Source organism: Streptomyces capparidis (assembly GCF_054782095.1).
The window spans coordinates 1-17,991 of sequence record NZ_BAAGTD010000059.1 but is presented as its reverse complement, the minus strand read 5'-3'; the positions used below and the strand labels follow the sequence as shown (position 1 = coordinate 17,991).

Genomic DNA, 17,991 nt, shown 5'->3' with positions numbered 1-17,991 from the left:
CCCACCGCAAGTCACGGTTCACCGCGCGTTCATTCGGAGCCGTCGGCTCCTTCACCTCTCCGGCCTAGCGTTCCCAGCGTCAGCGACCGGAGTGGTTGCTGGATCATGCAAGAGCCCCGAGCGATCCAGGGGTTTTCCAGTTAAAGGGGACACACAGTGAAGCTCCAGCGCATCGGCCGTTCCAAGGGCATCGCTCTCGGCGCCGTGGCGGTCGTCACCTCGCTGACGCTCGCGGCGTGCGGCTCTGACGACAACTCCGGGGAACCCAGCGGGGACGGCTCGAAGGCCGCGAACGCCGCCGACATCACCTGCGGCGACAAGGGGCAGATCCTCGGCGCCGGCTCCAGCGCGCAGAAGAACGCGATGGACCAGTGGGTCAAGGACTTCCAGGCCGCATGCTCCGGCACCACGATCAACTACCAGGCCAACGGCTCCGGCGCCGGCATCCAGAACTTCCTGTCGGGCAAGGTCGCCTTCGCCGGCTCCGACGCCGCGCTGAAGCCGGAGGAGGTCGAGCAGTCCAAGAGCACCTGCAAGGGTGGCCAGGGCATCAACCTCCCGATGGTCGTCGGCCCGATCGCGCTGGGTTACAACATCGACGGCGTGGACAACCTCGTCCTCGACGCCGAGACGATCGCCAAGATCTTCAACAACGAGATCAAGAAGTGGGACGACGAGGCGATCAAGAAGCTCAACCCCGAGGCCAGCCTGCCGAGCCTGCCGATCCAGGCCGTCCACCGCTCGGACGACTCGGGCACCACCAAGAACTTCACCGCCTACCTCGGCAAGACCGCCCCGAACGTCTGGAAGTACGAGGCGGACAAGAAGTGGCCCGCCAAGGGCGGCCAGTCCGCGGACGGCTCCTCCGGTGTGGCCGCCCAGGTCAAGCAGGGCAGCGGCACCATCGGCTACTTCGAGATCTCCTACGCCGAGGCCAACCAGATCAAGACGGTCAGCCTGGACACCGGCGCCGGTGACCCGATCGTCCCCTCCACCGAGGCCGCCTCCAAGGCGATCGCCGAGGCGAAGATCGTCGGCACCGGCAACGACCTGGCCATGGACATCGCCTACGACACCAAGGCCGCGGGCGCCTACCCGATCTCCCTGGTGACCTACGAGATCCTCTGCGACAAGGGCAACAAGGCGGACACCCTGAAGTCCGTCAAGGCCTTCCTCGAGTACACCGCCAGCGAGGCCGGCCAGCAGTCCATCGCCGACAAGGGCTACGCGCCGCTGCCGACCGAGGTGGCCGAGAAGGTCCGCAAGGTCATCCCGACCCTGTCCTGACCCACCCCAGGCACGACGGCCGGTCCTGCCCCGCGACACAGTCTTCCCCGCGTGCCCCACGGCAGGGCCGGCCCCCCTCCCGCTCGACCAGCAAGTCCGGTGCACCGCCGCCAGGAGCCCCGCCCCACCACCCGCACGGGCGCGGCTCCGCCAGACCGGAGAAACCATGGACATATCGCCGTCCCCCAAGACGGACCCCACCCAGGCAACCGACAGCCCCGTACAGGACGCCGTGCCGCCGCCGGCCGATGCCCCGCCCCCCGGCCACGACGGCGCCGCCGCGCCCGCCCTCGCGCTTCCCGTGAGCAACCCGGGCAAGGTCCGCCTCGGCGACCGGATCTTCTCCGGAGCCGCCCGCGGCTCCGGCATCACCCTGCTCGTCGTCATGGCGGCCATCGCCGCGTTCCTGACCTACCGGGCCGTCATCGCGCTCGGCAAGAACGAGGGCGACTTCCTCACCACGTACGAGTGGGCCCCCAACGCCGACCCGCCGGTCTTCGGCGTCGCCGTCCTGGCCTACGGCACCGTGGTCAGCGCCATCATCGCGATGATCGTGGCCGTGCCGATCGCCGTCGGCGTGGCCCTGTACATCTCGCACTACGCGCCGCGCCGCCTCGCCCAGCCGCTGGCCTACGTCATCGACCTGCTCGCGGCCGTGCCCAGCATCGTCTACGGCCTGTGGGGCGCGCTGTTCCTGGTCCCCCACATGGAGGGCCTGCACACCTGGCTGGACAAGTACTTCGCCTGGACGGTGATCTTCGACCAGACCACCACGGGCCTCACCCCGCGCACCCTGTTCACCGCGGGCATCCTGCTGGCGATCATGATCCTGCCGATCGTCACCAACGTCAGCCGCGAGGTCTTCCTCCAGGTGCCCCGGATGCACGAGGAGGCCGCCCTGGCGCTCGGCGCCACCCGGTGGGAGGTCATCCGCACCGCCGTCCTGCCCTTCGGCCGCTCCGGTGTGATCAGCGCCTCCATGCTCGGCCTCGGCCGGGCGCTCGGCGAGACCATGGCCGTGGCCACGGTGCTCTCCCCCGCCCCGATCCTGTCCGCGCACGTCCTGGACATCGGCGGCGGCACCATCGCGCAGAACATCGCCGCCAACTTCGGCGAGGCCACGCAGTTGGGCCGCGACGCGCTGGTCGCCTCCGGCCTGGTGCTGTTCCTCATCACCCTGCTGGTGAACGGTGCCGCCCGCATGGTCATCGCCCGGCACAAGGAGTACTCGGGGGCCAACGCATGAGCACCGTGACCGACAAGCCGACGGCCGACGCCGTCGCCCCGCTGCCCGCCTCCCTGGCCGGCAACCGGCTCCCCGCCTGGGCGCCCCTCGTCACCGCCCTCGGCGCCGTCGCGGTCGCCGTCGCGGTCGGCCTGCCCGTCGGGCTCAGCGGCATCCAGTGCGGACTCGTCGCCGCCCTGCTGTTCATCGCCGGCGTGCACGGCCTCTCCGCGCGGATCGAGGGCAACCGCAGGGCCAAGGACCGGCTCGCCACCAACCTGGTGTGGGGCTGCTTCCTGCTCGCGGTGATCCCGCTGCTGTCGCTGCTGGAGTACACCATCCGCAAGGGCGTCAAGGTCCTCGACGGGTACTTCCTCACGCACTCGATGAACGGCGTCGCCACCATCGAACCCGGCGGCGGCATCTACCACTCGCTGCTGGGCACCCTGGAGCAGGTGGGCCTGGCCACCCTCATCGCCGCCCCGATCGGCCTGCTCACCGCGGTGTACCTGGTCGAGTACGGGCGGGGCCCGCTGGCCAAGGCGGTCACCTTCTTCGTCGACGTCATGACGGGCATCCCGTCCATCGTCGCCGGCCTGTTCATCCTGTCGTTCTGGATCATCTGGCTGGACTTCGGCTACTCCGGCTTCGCCGGTTCCATGGCGCTGGCCATCCTGATGATGCCGGTGGTCGTCCGCTCCACCGAGGAGATGCTCAAGCTCGTCCCCAACGAGCTGCGCGAGGCCAGCCTCGCCCTGGGCGTGCCCAAGTGGCTGACCATCCTCAAGGTGGTCCTGCCCACCGCCATCGGCGGCATCGTCACCGGCCTGATGCTCGCGGTCGCCCGCATCACCGGCGAGACCGCCCCGGTGCTGCTGCTGGTCTACGGCGCCAACACCATCAACGGCAACCCGTTCGAGGAGCCGCAGGACTCCCTGCCGCTGTACATCTTCCAGCAGTGGAAGAACGGCAACGACGCCTCCTACGACCGCGCGTGGGCCGCCGCCCTGGTGCTGATCTCCCTGGTCATGCTGCTGAACCTGCTGGCCCGCGGCGTCGCCCGCTGGAAGGCCCCCAAGTCCGGTCGCTGACGCGCACCGACACCACCGGTCGACTCGACGAAGAAGCACACGAGAAGAGACTCACGACACCATGGCCAAGCGAATCGACGTCAGCGGCCTCTCCGCCTACTACGGTGGCACCAAGGCCATCGAGGACATCTCGATGACCGTGGAGCCGCGCTCCGTCACCGCCTTCATCGGCCCCTCCGGCTGCGGGAAGTCCACCTTCCTGCGCACCCTGAACCGCATGCACGAGGTCATCCCCGGCGCCCGGGTCGAGGGCAAGGTGATGCTCGACGACGAGAACCTCTACGGGCCCGGCGTGGACCCCGTCTCCGTGCGCCGCACCATCGGCATGGTCTTCCAGCGGCCGAACCCCTTCCCCACCATGTCGATCTACGACAACGTGGCCGCGGGCCTGAAGCTCAACGGCATGCGTCGCAAGAGCGCCCTGGACGACCTGGTGGAGAAGTCCCTCAAGGGCGCCAACCTGTGGAACGAGGTCAAGGACCGCCTCAACAAGCCCGGCGCCGGCCTGTCCGGTGGCCAGCAGCAGCGGCTGTGCATCGCCCGCGCCATCGCGGTCGAGCCGCAGGTGCTGCTGATGGACGAGCCGTGCTCCGCGCTCGACCCGATCTCCACCCTCGCCATCGAGGACCTGATCGGCGAGCTGAAGGAGCGCTTCACCATCGTCATCGTCACGCACAACATGCAGCAGGCCGCCCGCGTCAGCGACCGCACCGCGTTCTTCAACCTCGCGGCGGTCGGCCAGCCGGGCAAGCTCATCGAGATCGACGACACCGAGCGGATCTTCTCCAACCCGTCCGTCCAGGCCACCGAGGACTACATCTCCGGCCGCTTCGGCTGACAGACGGCTTCGCGGCGCTGCATGGCGGTGCCGCCGCGAAGCACGGGACCCGTCCCCTGCCTGGGGGGACGGGTCCCGCCTTTTCCGGGGACGGGGCGGTGGGGGACGGCGGGCGCGGCCCGGGTCCGCCGTCCGGCCGCCTAGCCGACCAGCAGGTCCGTCACCCACCACACCAGGGCCGCCACGCCCGCCGCCGCCGGCATGGTCAGGAACCAGCCCGCCACGATGTTCTTCGCCACGCCCCAGCGCACCGCCGAGAACCGCTTCGTCGCCCCCACGCCCATGATCGCCGAGGTGATGATGTGCGTCGTGGAGATCGGCGCCTTGAAGATGAACGCCGTGGTGTACAGGATCGACGACGCCGTGGCCTCCGCCGCGAACCCCTGCGGCGGGTCCAGCTCGATGATCTTGCGGCCCAGCGTCCGCATGATCCGCCACCCGCCGGCGTAGGTGCCCAGCGACAGCATCAGCGCGCAGGCGAACTTCACCCAGATCGGGATGCCGTGGTCGTCGTGGTACCCGCCGGCGATCAGCGCCATCACCACGATGCCCATGGTCTTCTGCGCGTCCTGGATGCCGTGCCCGAGCGCCATCCCCGCCGCCGAGACCGTCTGGGCGATCCGGAAGTGCCGCTTGGCCTTGTGCGGGTTCGACCTGCGGAACGTCCACAGGATCGCGACCATCACCAGATAGCCGACGCCCAGCCCGATCAGCGGCGAGACCACCATCGGGATGACGACCTTCTCCAGCACCCCGTCCCAGTGGACCGTGCTCGACGCGGCCAGCGCCGCGCCCACCAGCCCGCCGAACAGCGCGTGCGAGGACGACGACGGCAGGCCGAAGTACCAGGTGATCAGGTTCCAGCTCACCGCGCCGACCAGGGCGGCGAAGATGATCACCAGTCCTTCGTGGCCCTCGGGCGTGGCGATGAGCCCCTTGCTGACGGTCTTGGCCACGCCCTCGCCCAGGAACGCCCCGGCGAGGTTCATCACCGCGGCCATCGCCAGCGCCGCCCGCGGGGTCAGCGCCCGGGTGGAGACGGAGGTGGCGATGGCGTTGGCGGAGTCGTGGAAGCCGTTGGTGTACGTGAAGAGCAGGGCGACGCCGACGACGACGATGAGACCAGCGAGTTCCACTGAAGTCAGGACTCCTTGACGGCGATGGTCTCAACCGTGTTCGCCACGTGTTCGAACGCGTCCGCCGCCTCTTCGAGCACGTCCACGATCTGCTTGAGCTTGAGCACCTCGATGGCGTCGTACTTGCCGCTGAACAGGTGCGCGAGCAGCTTGCGGTGGATCTGGTCCGCCTGGTTCTCCAGCCGGTTGACCTCGATCCAGTACTCGGTGAGGTTGTTCATCGTCCGCAGGTGCGGCATGGCCTCGGCGGTGAGCTCCGCGGCCCGGTTGAGCACCTCGACCTGCTGCTCGACCCCCTTGGGCAGCTCCTCGACGTTGTAGAGCACGACGAGGTCCACCGCCTCCTCCATGAAGTCCATGATGTCGTCCAGCGAGGACGCCAGGGTGTAGATGTCCTCCCGGTCGAAGGGGGTGATGAAGGAGGAGTTCAACTGGTGGAAGATGGCGTGCGTCGCGTCGTCGCCCGCGTGCTCCGCTGCCCGCATCCGGTCGGCGATCTCGGAGCGCGCGGAGGCGTCTGCGCCGAGCAGTTCCATCAGGAGCTTCGAACCCGTGACGATGTTGTCCGCGGACGCGGCGAACATGTCGTAGAAGCTCGTCTCCCTGGGGGTCAGACGAAAGCGCACCTGATATCTCCGTGTTGCGTCCGATGTGGTCGGGATGATGCTAGGCGCTGTGAGCCGCGACCGTTCATACCGGGGGTGCCCGCGCCCCCTCCATTTACCCGTTCGCGGCGGGTTGAACGCGTCCGGGGCCTCCGCCGGGCCCCCACCCCACCGGAGGCGCACGGCGGCGAAAGGCGCTAGCATACCCAATGGGGGTATATCGGGGCAGGCCCGCGCAGAGCGGGGGCGGATCTCAGCCAATGGGCGGGACAGGAGAACCTGTGGACACACAGGCCACGCAGGCCACACCGGAGAGCACAGGCACCACACCGGACGGGTCCGGGCAGGCACCCGACGCCTGCGCCGCGACGGGCGCCACCGCCGGCGGCGGGCACGGCTACAGCAAGCAGAAGGACCAGCACCTCAAGCGGCTGCGCCGGATCGAGGGCCAGATCCGCGGGCTCCAGCGCATGGTCGAGTCCGACGTCTACTGCATCGACATCCTGACGCAGGTGTCGGCGGGCACCAAGGCCCTCCAGTCGTTCGCGCTGAGCCTGCTGGAGGAGCACCTGCGGCACTGCGTGGCCGCCGCCGTCGAGGAGGGCGGCCCCGAGGCCGACGCCAAGGTCGCCGAGGCCACCGCCGCCATCAAGCGCCTGCTGGGCACCTGACCGGGGCGGGCCGCGCCGCCGCCACCACGGGTGGCGGCGGCGCCGGAGGGCCTCAGCCGGAGGGCTCGGCCCCCCGGCTGAGCCCTCCGGCCGGCGACCCGTTCAGCACGGCCCCGCCGAGCAGAGCTGGCCGCCGTCGGGGCGGCCCACCTGAAGAACCTCGTCGATCCGGTCGCGGCTGAGCCGTTCCTCACCGGCGGCCGATGCCGCGATCATCAGCTCACCGCACAGCTCGATCTCTGCCAGGGCCACAAGGTCGTGGACCCCTGCACCACGCGGCGACGTCACGTGCACCACCTCCTCGTCATGGATGACGGCACTGAAGCTGAGCTTCCAGACTAGGGACCGGCGCACCGCCCGCGCATGGCACGGACGGACCATTTGGCACCGCCCGCCGGAGCACGCGCGGCCCGGTCCGGATGAGCCGGGGCCGCCGGCGACGCGCCTAGGAGCGCGCCCGGCCCCGCGCCGCGGGCGAGACGATCCGGCCCGCGTAGATGTCCCCCGGCCTGGGCAGCTCGATGTCCACCTCGCTGCCGAAGTCGTACAGGCGGGTGACCGACACCACGCGCACCTCGTTCCCCGCGCCGCCCACCGAGCTGGCACTGCGGAACGTGAACTCCTGACGCACCTCACGCAACCGCCCCCGTTCGTCAAGACAGGCGTCGAACGGCACCCGCGTGACCGTGAAGCTCCGCAGCGCCGCCCGCAGCGCCCCCGCCGTGTCCCGCGGCGCCGTCCGCGCGGCCCGGCCCATGTCGGCCGTGCCCCGCAGCCGCCGCACCCGCACCCCGTCCAGGACCCGCTCCCCCACCAGTTGCACCCCGCGGGCGCCGCGCAGCAGCTCCGCGGCGGTCACCGGGTCGGTCGCGCCGCCCGTGACCAGGTTGCCGTCGGCCAGCCGCGCCGTCTCCACCCGCACCCACTTGCCCCGCGGCACCTCCGCGCCGCGGTTGCGCATGTACAGGGCGCCGGGCACCACCAGCTCCGTGATCGGGCCCCGCTCCGCGCCCGCCGTGCCCGGCAGCGTCACCACCAGGCGCCCCCGGCGCGCCGCGTAGTCGAACCGGCCCTCGCCCCGGATCGTCACCCGGGTGCCCCCGTTGACCATCCGCATCGTGGTGCGCACCTTCGACGTGCCCGCCCTGGCCAGCACCCGCGCGGCCCGGCGCACCGCCGCCCCCGGGTCCTCGACCACCACGTCGGAGGACAGGGCGCGGCGCTCGTTCACCGCGGCCCCCGCGGAGCAGCCCGCCAGGCAGCAGGCGCCGCACACCGCCGCGAGCCCGAACGCCGCCAGCCGGAGCGCCGCCGGCCGGAGCGCACCCGCACCGGAGGGCGACGACCCGTGCTCGCCGTTCATGCGCGGCAACCCCCTGGGAGAAGAATCCATTCGGTTAACGAGCCCGCCCGGCGCCGGTCACGGCCGGGCGGACCCGTCCACCGCGCGGCGGGGGCCCGCGGCGGCGCCCCGCGGGCGCTGGCTACCGTGGCCCCGTGCACCCGAAAGCGCCGGAGCCCGCCTCCCCTCCCCCGCGGCACGACACCACCACCACGGAGCGGGGCTCGTTCTGCACCGCCCGCTGCGTGTGCGGCTGGTCCGGCCCCGCGCGGCGCAGCCGGGAGCTCGCCCGCCGCGACGCCGCGCGCCACGCGGAAGCGGGCTCCTGAGGCCCTCCGGCCCGCCCGCGGGAGCGCTCCCGGGGGTCAGGCCGCCAGGTCGGTGCTGCGGCTGCCGGCCGGCTCCGTGCGCGGCGCGGCCTCCACGGCCCTGGGGCGCGCGGCCACCAGCGGGCGCAGCGGGGAGCGGGCCACCGCGGAGGTCAGCGGGGTCAGCAGGGCCAGCGCCAGCGGCGCGAGCAGCAGCGCGGTCGCCGTGCCGAGCGCGAACCCGCCGATGACGTCGGACGGGTAGTGGACCCCCATGTAGACCCGGGCGAACCCCTGGAAGAACGCCACCGCGATGGCCACCAGGCCGAGCTTCCTGCTCACCAGGAACAGGCCCACCGCGATCGCCATGCCGAGCGTGGCGTGGTCGCTGGCGAAGGAGTAGTCGGTCTTGCCCTCCACCAGCACCTCGAGCCCGGCGTGGTCCAGGAACGGCCGGGGCCGCTCCACCAGCCCCCGGATCGGGATGTTGAACAGCAGGGCGACGCCCGCGGCCAGCCCCGACCACAGCACGGCGGCCACCGCCGCGGGCGCGTCCGGCCGGCGCCGCGCCGCCAGCCAGGCGGCGACGGCGAGCAGGCCCAGCAGGCCGACGCACCCGTACTCGCCGATCAGCTCGACGGCCCGGTCGGCCGAGTGCGGGGCCCGCTCGGCGACTCCGTTGATGTCGTAGAGCAGGCTGACGTCGGGGTTGGAGCTCTGATCGACGAGTCCAGCCATGCGCAACCCCTTGCTCCGTTCGGTATCGGCCTGCCCCCGCGGACAACGAGAGCAGCGGTATCCAGCGTTCCGCTTCCCGGGCCGCGATCACGCGAAGTTACCGAAAGGTGATCGAACGGAGTCCTGAAGCGGATCAGGCGCGGTCCGGGAGCGCGTCGGCGCCCTCCCGGGTCACCCTGGTGGCACCGAAGTAGTCCGGGGTGTCGATCTTGTCGAACCTGATCACCGCGCCGGTGTAGGGCGCATTGATCATGTATCCGCCGCCGACGTAGATGCCCACATGGTGGATGCTCCGCGGGTTCTGGAGATCGTACGCGAAGAACACCAGGTCCCCCGGCTGGAGTTCGTCCCGCTCCGGGTGCTGGCCGGCGTACCACTGGTCGTTCGCCACCCGCGGCAGCTCGATCCCCACCGACGCGTACGCCGCCTTGGTCAGCCCCGAGCAGTCGAACCGGCCGCCCTCCTCCGGGGTGCCGTCACCGCCCCACAGGTACGGGGTGCCGAGCTTGTCCTGCGCGTAGTAGATCGCGCCCGCCGCCTGCGACGAGAACGACACCGGCTCCGTCCGGGCGGCGAAGCTCTTCTCCAGCGACCTGATGCGCTTGACGTAGTTGCGGGTCTCGGTGATGTTCGGCACACCGCCCGCCGCGATGACCCGGTACGGACCCGCGTTGTAGGCCGCGAGCATGTTCGCCACCGGGTCGCCCGGCACGTCGGCCACGTCCTTCGCCAGCGTGCAGTCGTACGACGCCGCCGACGGGATCGCGTCCGCCGGGTCCCACACGTCGCGGTCCCCGTCCCCGTCCCCGTCCATGCCGTGGGTGGCCCAGGTGCTCGGGATGAACTGCGCTATCCCCTGCGCCTCCGCGTGGCTCTGCGCCCGGGGGTTGAATCCGCTCTCCTGGTACAACTGGGCGGCCAGCAGCGGCGGCGATATCGCGTCGCACAGCCGCCCCCACTTCTGCACCAGGGACGCGTACGCCGCGGGCACCGTGCCCTTGGCCAGATTCAGCGCCCTGCCGTCCCGGGAGACGCCCGCCGGCGTCAGGGCGTACGTGCCCACCACGAGCAGCACCACGAACCCCGAGAAGAGCGCCAGACCGCCGCTGACGGCGAACCAGACCTTGCGCCCGCCCACTGCCGGCCACCTCCCCTCCCGGGCCGCCACCGCCCCCGCGGCGGGCCCTCCCGTCGCCCGCGGTCATTCTCGCCGCCACCGTTGCCCAGCGCAATCATGCGTGCTACACAGAGTGAACGACATGACCCTGCGCACACGCAACCGCTCCAGTCTGCCCCCAACGGGCCCCGCGCACACCGCGATCGAGACAGAAAAGACGCCAAGTCGACAACACGGAACGGGATTTCCGCTCAGGATAGTGAGCCAGGATAGTTAAGGTGCCCTCGTATGCCCGGCGGGGAGCGCCGCAACCGACTCGAGGTGGTGAAAACCATGAATCTCAGTGCCGAGAAGGGTGACATCGAGGTCATCATCGGTGGGATCGCCCCGGACTGGGGGCCTTTCGGCACCCTGGGCACCGAGGCCCGGGTGATGGTCGAAGTCGTGATGGCCGTGGCCATCCTCATCTGCATGGCCATCGCCATCTGGGGCGCGGCCAAGCAGCGCATCGGCGCGACGGCCATGCGCGACACCTTCAGCGCGGAGCAGGGCAAGGGCCTGATCATCGCCGGACTGACCGGGGTGTTCATCATCGGCTCGCTCGGCACCCTGTTCACCATCGTCTACGGGATGGCCGTATAGCCGGCCCGCCCCCTACGCCACCGCCCGTCCCCGTGCCGGTCCCACCACGGCAGCGCCTGTCCCCTTGAGGTCCTGAAGCATGTCCAGCGACGACGGTCCCCACACCAGAACCGTGCTGCCCGAGGACGACCAGCAGGACGGGACGGCGTCACGACCGCGCCCGCTGCGATCCCTGCTGATCACCGTCACGGTGCTGACGCTGCTCGTCGTCGGCATCGCCGTCCTCAACCGCGCCGACGGCGGCACCGGCGACCAGGCGGCGGGCGGCGACGGCACCCGGCACTCCAACCCCACGGCCCCCTCGGGCGTCCCCCCGGTGACCACCACCGCGAACGGCTTCCCGAAGGGCTTCGACCAAACCGCCCAGGGAGCCCAGTCCGCCGCGGCCAACTACGCCGTGGCCCTGGGCTCCGACCGCATGTTCAAGAAGACGGACCGGCACTCGATCATCGACGCTATCTACACCCCGGAGCAGGCGCGGGTCCGCAAGGCGGAGCTGGACAAAGGATTCTCTGCCGCCGTCCTCCGCAACGCCGGCCTGGACCAGGACGGCGACGCCCCCGACGGCATGACCTTCGTCTCCCGGACGGTGCCGGTCGGCACCAGGGTCGAGAAGTTCGAGAAGGACGCGGCCACGGTGTCGGTCTGGTGCACCGGCCTGTTCGGCATGGCCGGCACCGGCTCCAAGGACCCGGTGCGGACCGACTGGTTCACCATCACCTTCGAACTCCGGTGGACCGGCGGCGACTGGAAGATCGTCAAGGACACGGACGAAGAGGGCCCCGCCCCGGTGGACGGCGACGTCCCCGCGGCGGGGGCGGAGGAGATCGCGGGGGCCGTCGAGGAGTTCGGGGGTTTCACCTATGCCCGCTAGCCACCGCCTGCGCAGGCTCCTCACCGTCACGAGCGTGACGGCGACCGGGGTCCTGCTGCCGGCCGTCGCCGTCGCGGCGCCGGACCCCGACACCAACTGCGACGAGCTGCCTCCCGGTCTCCAGAAGCACTGTGACGGCAGCGAAGGCGACCGCGCCGACCCCACCCAGACCCTCGACCCCCTCCAATCCCTCGCCAACGGCTGCGCCGAAGCCGCCCGCTGGGTCATCGACCAGCTCTCCAAGGCCGTCAACGAGACCACCGCGGTCGACTTCACCAACGCCAGCTTCGTCCGCCAGTACGCCGTCGTCTTCGGCGCGTCCACCATCCTCACCCTCATCCTGTGGATGCTGGCCGTCATCAAGCGCGCGGTGCGCGGCGTCCCCTTCCACGAGGCGGTCCTCGAGGCCGTCGGCTTCCTCTGGCTGACGGTCGTCGCCTCCGCCTTCACCCCCTTGGCCCTGTACTCCCTGGTGAAGGTCACCGACGGCGTCACCGAGGCGATCGCGGTCGGCACCAAGTCCGACACCACCCTGTTCTTCGACAACTTCGCCAAGGCGCTGGAGCCGAACAACGAGATGGGCGGCGGCCCGGTCATGCTGATCGTGGTCTCCCTGGTGTCCATCGTCGCCGCCGCCATCGTCTGGCTGGAGCTCCTCATCCGCGCCGCCCTGCTCTACGTCGGCGCCCTGCTCGGCACGGCCGTCTACTCCGGCCTGGTGGACAAGAAGCTGTGGGGACACGTCAGGCGCTGGGCGGGCATCATGATCGCCGTGCTCCTGGTCAAGCCGGTCATCGTCATCGTCCTCGGCCTCGCCGGGGCGATCACCGAGAACTCCGAGGACTCCGAGTCGTACTCGGCCGTCTTCTCCGGCCTGGCCATCATCCTGCTGACGATCTTCGCCAGCTTCATGATCTACCGCTTCGTCCCCGGCTTCGGCGACGACATGTCCAAGCTCCTGGAGGCCCGCAAGACCGCCCTCCAGGCCCCGGCCGCCGCCGTCATCAACAGCCCGGCGTCCACCGTCAGGCAGGGCATCAAGACCCACAGCAGCCGCCCCGAGCCGCAGGCGGCGCGCCCCTCGGGCGGCAGCGGCTCGAACGCCGTCTCGTCCGGCATCGCCGCCCACAGCTCCCGCGGCTCGCAGACGGGTGGCTCCCCCGGCCGCCCCGCGGCGACCGCACCCCGCACCCCGCAAGCACCGCACGACAGGAGGTGACCGGTGACCACGCAGCCCGTAAGCCCGCGCCGCACCTACCTCATCGGCAAGGCCCGCCCGAACGCCATCGTCGGCAAGAACCGTGAGACCGGCGAGATCGTACTCATCATCGCCGGCGGTTTCCTCGGCATGATGAGCGGCCTGCTGATCCCGGTGCTGATGCTGCGCATCATCGGCCTGGTCGGGTTCCCCTTCCTGGCGTTCGCCGCCGTCTACGTGCCCTACCGCGGCCGCACGTTCTACCGCTGGGCGGAGATCAACCGCACCTTCCGCCGCACCACCCGCAACCGCGCCACCGCCGTCTACCGCTCCGCCGCCCCCGAGGCCGGCATCCGCATCGACGGCCGCGAGGTGGAGATCGGCCCGCCCCCCGGCATCGGCCGCGTCACCTGGCTGTCCGCGCCGTTCGGCCCGGACGAGATCGCGGTGCTGCTGCACATGGACCGCCGCACCGTCACCGCGGCCATTGAGATCGAGGGCCCCGGCGTCGGCCTGCGCGACTCCGAGGACCAGGAGGCGCTCGTCGACCGGTTCGGCACCCTGCTCAAGCACGTGGCCAACGGCGACGGGTTCGTCACCCGCCTCCAGATGCTGGCCCGCACCCTGCCCGCCGACCCCGACGCGCACGCCAAGGACGTCGAGCGCCGCGGCGACCCGTCCTCCCCCGACTGGCTCCAGGACTCCTACGAGCAGTTGCTGTCCATGGTGTCCACCTCCAGCGAGCAGCACCGCGCCTACCTGGTGGCGTGCATGCACTACAACCGCGACCTGGCGAGCGAGGCCAACGCGCTGGCGAAGGCGTCCCGCTCGTCCCGCGACGCCGGCCTGGCCGCCGTGATGGCCCGGGAGCTCACCGACATCTGCGCCCGCCTCGCCGAGGCCGACATACGGGTCCGCCAGCCGCTGGGCCAGGCCCGCCTGTCGTCCCTGATCCACTCGATGTACGACCCGGACCACCCGATCGACCACATCCAGGCGATGACCCGCCGCAACGCCTGGCCGGCCGAGCTGGACGCCACCCACCCGCAGTACCTCCAGGCCAAGACCCGAGAGTCCGTCACCCGCGAGCCGTGGTGCCACGCCACCGCCTGGATCAAGGAGTGGCCGCTCACCCCGGTCGGCGTCAACTTCCTCGCCCCGCTGCTGGTCCACACCCCCGACGTCATCCGCACCGTCGCCGTCACCATGGACCTGGAGCCCACCGAGCTCGCCATCGAGCGCATGCTGACGGAGAAGACCAACGACGACGCCGACGCCAGCCGCGCCGCGAAGATGAACAAGGTCGTCGACCCCCGCGACATCGCCCACTCCGGGCGCGTGGACCAGCGCGGCGAGGACCTGGCCAGCGGCGCCGCCGGCGTCAACCTCGTCGGCTACATCACCGTGTCGTCCCGCAACCCCGAGGCGCTGGCCCGCGACAAGCGCACCATCCGCGCCTCCGCCGGCAAGAGCTACCTCAAACTCGAGTGGTGCGACCGCGAGCACCACCGCGCTTTCGTCAACACCCTGCCCTTCGCCACCGGCATCCGCCGCTAGGATCCCTACACCTCCAAGGAGGGGCCGATGCCCGGTTTCGAGCCGATCACCGCCATCACCGAGGCGTTCACCAGCTTCCTGTTCGGGAGGGTGGAGACCACCCGGCTGCCCGTGCGCACCTCCACGGGCCAGGCCCAGGCCGTCTACCTGCCCACGGCCGCGCCCGGCCTCGGCGACTCCGGGGTGATCATCGGCCGCGAGGTCTACTCCGGCAAGGGCTACATCTACGACCCGTTCCTCCTCTACGGCCAGCAGTTGCCCGCCCCGCACTGGCTGGTCCTCGGCGAGTCCGGCAACGGCAAGTCGTCGCTGGAGAAGACGTACGTCCTGCGGCAGTTGCGCTTCCGGGACCGGCAGGTCGTCGTCCTGGACGCGCAGGGCGAGGACGGCGTCGGCGAGTGGAACCACATCGCCCAGGCGCTGGGCATAACCCCCATCCGTCTGGACCCGGCCGCCGCGCTCGGCGGCGGCATCCGCCTCAACCCGCTCGACCCGGCCATCACCTCGACCGGCCAGCTCGCCCTGCTGCGCACCATCATCGAGGTCGCCATGGGCCGCGGGCTGGACGAGCGCGCCGGCTTCGCCCTGAAGGTCGCCCACACCCACGTCCACGCCGCCGTCACCGACCGCCAGCCGGTCCTCTCCGACATCGTGGAGCGCCTGCGCCACCCGGTGGTGGAGGCCACCGAGGCGATGAACGTGGGCCTCGAGGACGTGCGCAACTGGGGCCTGGACGTGGCCCTGGTGCTGGACCGCCTCGTGGACGGCGACCTGCGCGGCATGTTCGACGGCCCGACGACCATCGGCATCGACCTGGACGCCCCGCTGATCGTCTTCGACCTGTCCCACATCGACCGCAACTCCATCGCCATGCCGATCCTCATGGCGATCGTGGGCGTGTGGCTGGAGCACACCTGGATCCGGCCGGACCGCAAGAAGCGCATCTTCCTGGTGGAAGAGGCCTGGCACATCATCAACAGCCCGTTCGTGGCGCAGTTGTTCCAGCGGCTGCTGAAGTTCGGCCGCCGCCTCGGCCTGTCCTTCGTCGCCGTCGTCCACCACCTGTCGGACGTGGTGGACGGCGCCGCCGCCAAGGAGGCCGCGGCCATCCTGAAGATGGCCTCCACCCGCACCATCTACATGCAGAAGGCGGAGGAGGCCCGCGCCACGGGCAGTGTCCTCGGCCTGCCCCGCTGGGCCGTGGAGATCATCCCCACCCTCACCCCCGGCATCGCCGTGTGGGACGTCAACGGCAATGTGCAGGTCGTCAAACACCTGGTCAGCGAGGCCGAGCGCCCGCTGGTCTACACCGACCGCGCCATGACGGAGGAGGCGTCCGAGCGCGCCGTGGACAAGCAGTTGGCGGACGACGCGGTGGCGTGAGATGACCACACCGCCACCCCGCCGCGAACCCCGCGACAGAGGGGGCATCCCCGACGGCGCGCTCGTCGGATTCCTCGCCGTCCTGCTGGGCAGCGTCACCCTGGTCTGGCTGGCCACGGGCCTGGCCGCGGTGCTCCAGCACGGGCGGTGGCCGGACATCACGTTCACCCACAGCGCGCCGGCCCTGCGCCGCCTGGTGACCGAACCGTCGGACGTGGACGCCGCCTGGCGCCACCCCGACCCGGTCCAGGGCCTGCCCTCGACCGCCGTGTTCTGGACCACCCTGGGCATCCTGCTGGCGCTGCTGCTCGCCGTGGTCCTGCTCGGCATGATCGGCTGGACCCGCTTCCGGGCCCCGGTCAAGGCCCAGCGCGCCGCCAGGGAGCGCGCCGCCCAGGCCGCCGCGGCCACTCCCCCGCCGGCTGCCGCCGCCCCGGCCGCCGTCCCCGCCCCGGAGCCCGTCCACGCCCCCGCCACGGCCCCCCAGCCGCCCCCGCCCGCCGCGCCCGCGCCGCCGGTCCCGCCGCCGTCCGCGACCCCGCCCGCCGCTCCCCCGGCCGACGTCCCGCACCCGCTGTCCGAGGCGGCCCTGGTGCCCCGCGCCCGCGACATCCGTCCCGAGATCCCCGTGATCGGCCGCTCCCTGCACGACCCGCTGGCCTACGCCATCCCCCTGGGCCGGGACACCGCGACCGCCACCGACCTGTACGGCGGCCTGGACCGGACGTTCCGCGTGCTCGCCCCGCCCGGTGCCCGCGCCACCGCCCGGCTCCTGCACGCCGCCGTGTCGGGCGCGCCCGGCCCGGTCCTGCTCACCTGCACCGGCCCCGCGGCCGTCGAGGCCACCAGGGCGGCCAGGGAGAAGCTGGGCCCCCTCCTGGTCTTCGACCCGCTCCAGCTCACCGGCGCCACCCAGCGGCTGCGCTGGTCCCCCGTGCAGGGCTGCGAGAACCCGGCGACCGCGGACAACCGGGCCCGCGCCCTCCTCGAGCCGGTGCGTCCCCTGGCCCGGACCCTGCCGGCGGATCGCCACACCCAGCAGACCGCGCACACCCTGCTGCGCTGCTGGCTGCACGCCGCCGCCTTGGACCACCGACCCGTCCGCCAGGTCCACCGCTGGGCCAACGGGCAGGCGTCCCGGGACCCGGTGAAGATCCTCCGCACCGCCAAGGACGCCGCCGCCGACTGGGCGGGCACCCTGGAGTCCCTCCTCACCGGCCACGAGCAACAGCTCGACGACGCCAGGGCCCTGACGGCCCGTGCCCTGGAGTGCCTGACGCAGTTGCACGTCCTGAACTCATGCAGCCCTTCCGGTTCCGATGCCTTCCGGATGGAATCGTTCTTGCGTGAACGGGGAACCATCTATCTGGTCGGTGAGGCCATGGAAGCGCGCTCCAGCAGAGAACTGCGCCTGCACCCGGGTGCGATGCCGCTGCTGACGGCGCTCGTCGAAGACGTGGTCGAGCACGGCCGGCGCATGGCCGCCAGGTCATCCTCCGGTCGGCTCGACCCACCACTGCTCCTGGCCCTGGACGACGTGGCCACCCTGGCCCCCGTGCCCGTGCTCCCCGACCTGATGTCCGTCGGCGGCAGAACGGGCCTCCCGACGATCGCCGTCCTCCGCTCGGACGAGCAGGCCCGCCACCGCTGGGGCGACCGCGGCGCGACCGTCATCGAGCAGTCCGCCGCCCTGCACATCGCCATCGACTCCACGACGACGGAGACCGCCACGGTACGCCTGGAGGACCAGGCGGCCTTCCGGACGAGCCTCTGACAGTCCCCCGGCAGCGGAAGCGGGAGCGGCAGCCCGAGACGCCCGAGACAGGGGCATCGGCTCACCGAAAACGCAAACAAAAAAGGCTTCGGTTCCCGGGTCAATGACCCAAGGAACCGAAGCCTTTTCAAAGTGAGTCCGGCGGTGTCCTACTCTCCCACGAAGTCCCCTCCGCAGTACCATCGGCGCAGTAGAGCTTAGCTTC

Annotated in this window: 18 protein-coding genes and 1 rRNA gene; 12 read left to right on the top strand and 7 right to left on the bottom strand. The window is 71.3% G+C overall.

Features of this window, described 5'->3' with window-relative positions; genetic code table 11:
• Nucleotides 1-156: 156 nt before the first annotated feature.
• The 4 genes from pstS to pstB all read left to right on the top strand — a co-directional run bounded on the left by pstS (nt 157) and on the right by pstB (nt 4,441).
• On the top strand, nt 157-1,287 hold the full coding sequence (gene pstS, locus ACYVO2_RS32445) for a phosphate ABC transporter substrate-binding protein PstS (protein ID WP_461011664.1): 1,131 nt from the start codon (nt 157-159) through the stop codon (nt 1,285-1,287).
• A 166-nt stretch (nt 1,288-1,453) separates the two neighbouring features.
• Nucleotides 1,454-2,533 carry a phosphate ABC transporter permease subunit PstC gene (gene pstC, locus ACYVO2_RS32440; RefSeq protein ID WP_461011663.1) on the top strand — a complete coding sequence of 360 codons (1,080 nt, stop codon included), beginning with the start codon at nt 1,454-1,456 and terminating at the stop codon, nt 2,531-2,533.
• Nucleotides 2,530-3,603: a phosphate ABC transporter permease PstA gene (gene pstA / locus ACYVO2_RS32435; protein WP_461011662.1), complete on the top strand. Its 1,074-nt coding sequence runs from the start codon at nt 2,530-2,532 to the stop codon at nt 3,601-3,603. Before pstC ends, pstA begins: the two co-directional genes overlap by 4 nt.
• Before the next feature lie 61 nt (nt 3,604-3,664).
• The gene (gene pstB, locus ACYVO2_RS32430) at nt 3,665-4,441 is read left to right on the top strand and encodes a phosphate ABC transporter ATP-binding protein PstB (RefSeq protein WP_461011661.1); all 777 of its coding nucleotides are present in this window, start codon (nt 3,665-3,667) and stop codon (nt 4,439-4,441) included.
• A 140-nt stretch (nt 4,442-4,581) separates the two neighbouring features.
• Here the strand turns inward: pstB and ACYVO2_RS32425 are convergent, their stop codons facing one another.
• On the bottom strand, nt 4,582-5,577 hold the full coding sequence (locus tag ACYVO2_RS32425; protein ID WP_461011660.1) for an inorganic phosphate transporter: 996 nt from the start codon (nt 5,575-5,577) through the stop codon (nt 4,582-4,584).
• 5 nt (nt 5,578-5,582) lie between these two features.
• The gene (locus ACYVO2_RS32420; RefSeq protein ID WP_461011659.1) at nt 5,583-6,203 is read right to left on the bottom strand and encodes a DUF47 domain-containing protein; all 621 of its coding nucleotides are present in this window, start codon (nt 6,201-6,203) and stop codon (nt 5,583-5,585) included.
• A gap of 239 nt (nt 6,204-6,442) precedes the next feature.
• On the opposite strand from ACYVO2_RS32420, the gene ACYVO2_RS32415 reads away from it, so the two are divergent.
• A complete protein-coding gene (locus ACYVO2_RS32415) occupies nt 6,443-6,853 on the top strand; it encodes a metal-sensitive transcriptional regulator (protein ID WP_461011658.1) in 411 nt (136 codons plus the stop codon).
• A gap of 102 nt (nt 6,854-6,955) precedes the next feature.
• On the opposite strand, the gene ACYVO2_RS32410 is transcribed toward ACYVO2_RS32415, so the two are convergent.
• Nucleotides 6,956-7,141 (bottom strand): hypothetical protein, encoded by a 186-nt coding sequence (locus tag ACYVO2_RS32410; RefSeq protein ID WP_461011657.1) that lies wholly within the window; start codon nt 7,139-7,141, stop codon nt 6,956-6,958.
• 157 nt (nt 7,142-7,298) lie between these two features.
• Nucleotides 7,299-8,216, bottom strand: a complete 918-nt coding sequence (locus ACYVO2_RS32405; RefSeq protein WP_461011656.1) for a hypothetical protein — start codon at nt 8,214-8,216, stop codon at nt 7,299-7,301.
• 134 nt (nt 8,217-8,350) lie between these two features.
• Here ACYVO2_RS32405 and ACYVO2_RS32400 point away from each other — a divergent pair, with 134 nt between their 5' ends.
• Complete coding sequence (locus tag ACYVO2_RS32400) at nt 8,351-8,524, top strand: hypothetical protein (protein WP_461011655.1); 174 nt, start codon at nt 8,351-8,353, stop codon at nt 8,522-8,524.
• A 36-nt stretch (nt 8,525-8,560) separates the two neighbouring features.
• On the opposite strand, the gene ACYVO2_RS32395 is transcribed toward ACYVO2_RS32400, so the two are convergent.
• Together ACYVO2_RS32395 and ACYVO2_RS32390 are read right to left on the bottom strand one after the other, a co-directional pair.
• The gene (locus ACYVO2_RS32395) at nt 8,561-9,241 is read right to left on the bottom strand and encodes a phosphatase PAP2 family protein (RefSeq protein WP_461011654.1); all 681 of its coding nucleotides are present in this window, start codon (nt 9,239-9,241) and stop codon (nt 8,561-8,563) included.
• A gap of 133 nt (nt 9,242-9,374) precedes the next feature.
• A complete protein-coding gene (locus ACYVO2_RS32390; protein ID WP_461011653.1) occupies nt 9,375-10,379 on the bottom strand; it encodes a C40 family peptidase in 1,005 nt (334 codons plus the stop codon).
• A gap of 312 nt (nt 10,380-10,691) precedes the next feature.
• Here ACYVO2_RS32390 and ACYVO2_RS32385 point away from each other — a divergent pair, with 312 nt between their 5' ends.
• The 6 genes from ACYVO2_RS32385 to ACYVO2_RS32360 all read left to right on the top strand — a co-directional run bounded on the left by ACYVO2_RS32385 (nt 10,692) and on the right by ACYVO2_RS32360 (nt 17,786).
• On the top strand, nt 10,692-11,000 hold the full coding sequence (locus tag ACYVO2_RS32385) for a hypothetical protein (protein ID WP_461011652.1): 309 nt from the start codon (nt 10,692-10,694) through the stop codon (nt 10,998-11,000).
• A 79-nt stretch (nt 11,001-11,079) separates the two neighbouring features.
• Nucleotides 11,080-11,874 (top strand): hypothetical protein, encoded by a 795-nt coding sequence (locus tag ACYVO2_RS32380; protein ID WP_461011651.1) that lies wholly within the window; start codon nt 11,080-11,082, stop codon nt 11,872-11,874.
• A complete protein-coding gene (locus tag ACYVO2_RS32375) occupies nt 11,864-13,093 on the top strand; it encodes a hypothetical protein (RefSeq protein WP_461011650.1) in 1,230 nt (409 codons plus the stop codon). The genes ACYVO2_RS32380 and ACYVO2_RS32375 overlap by 11 nt, the downstream gene beginning before the upstream one ends.
• A gap of 3 nt (nt 13,094-13,096) precedes the next feature.
• Nucleotides 13,097-14,629 (top strand): SCO6880 family protein, encoded by a 1,533-nt coding sequence (locus ACYVO2_RS32370; RefSeq protein WP_461011649.1) that lies wholly within the window; start codon nt 13,097-13,099, stop codon nt 14,627-14,629.
• A 27-nt stretch (nt 14,630-14,656) separates the two neighbouring features.
• Nucleotides 14,657-16,012, top strand: coding sequence for an ATP-binding protein (locus tag ACYVO2_RS32365; RefSeq protein ID WP_461011648.1), 1,356 nt, complete (start codon nt 14,657-14,659; stop codon nt 16,010-16,012).
• A 1-nt stretch (nt 16,013) separates the two neighbouring features.
• The gene (locus ACYVO2_RS32360) at nt 16,014-17,786 is read left to right on the top strand and encodes a type IV secretory system conjugative DNA transfer family protein (protein ID WP_461011647.1); all 1,773 of its coding nucleotides are present in this window, start codon (nt 16,014-16,016) and stop codon (nt 17,784-17,786) included.
• A gap of 136 nt (nt 17,787-17,922) precedes the next feature.
• Here ACYVO2_RS32360 and rrf read toward each other — a convergent pair.
• Nucleotides 17,923-17,991 (bottom strand): 5S ribosomal RNA (gene rrf, locus ACYVO2_RS32355); the annotation flags it as partial.

Excerpts from the sequence above, each read along its gene's own strand:
- pstC (WP_461011663.1), top strand. The coding sequence starts at position 1,454 with ATGGACATATCGCCGTCCCCCAAGACGGACCCCACCCAGGCAACCGAC.
- pstA (WP_461011662.1), top strand. The coding sequence starts at position 2,530 with ATGAGCACCGTGACCGACAAGCCGACGGCCGACGCCGTCGCCCCGCTG.
- pstB (WP_461011661.1), top strand. The coding sequence starts at position 3,665 with ATGGCCAAGCGAATCGACGTCAGCGGCCTCTCCGCCTACTACGGTGGC.
- ACYVO2_RS32415 (WP_461011658.1), top strand. The coding sequence starts at position 6,443 with ATGGGCGGGACAGGAGAACCTGTGGACACACAGGCCACGCAGGCCACA.
- ACYVO2_RS32405 (WP_461011656.1), bottom strand. The coding sequence starts at position 8,216 with ATGAACGGCGAGCACGGGTCGTCGCCCTCCGGTGCGGGTGCGCTCCGG.
- ACYVO2_RS32395 (WP_461011654.1), bottom strand. The coding sequence starts at position 9,241 with ATGGCTGGACTCGTCGATCAGAGCTCCAACCCCGACGTCAGCCTGCTC.
- ACYVO2_RS32385 (WP_461011652.1), top strand. The coding sequence starts at position 10,692 with ATGAATCTCAGTGCCGAGAAGGGTGACATCGAGGTCATCATCGGTGGG.
- ACYVO2_RS32380 (WP_461011651.1), top strand. The coding sequence starts at position 11,080 with ATGTCCAGCGACGACGGTCCCCACACCAGAACCGTGCTGCCCGAGGAC.
- ACYVO2_RS32375 (WP_461011650.1), top strand. The coding sequence starts at position 11,864 with ATGCCCGCTAGCCACCGCCTGCGCAGGCTCCTCACCGTCACGAGCGTG.
- ACYVO2_RS32365 (WP_461011648.1), top strand. The coding sequence starts at position 14,657 with ATGCCCGGTTTCGAGCCGATCACCGCCATCACCGAGGCGTTCACCAGC.
- ACYVO2_RS32360 (WP_461011647.1), top strand. The coding sequence starts at position 16,014 with ATGACCACACCGCCACCCCGCCGCGAACCCCGCGACAGAGGGGGCATC.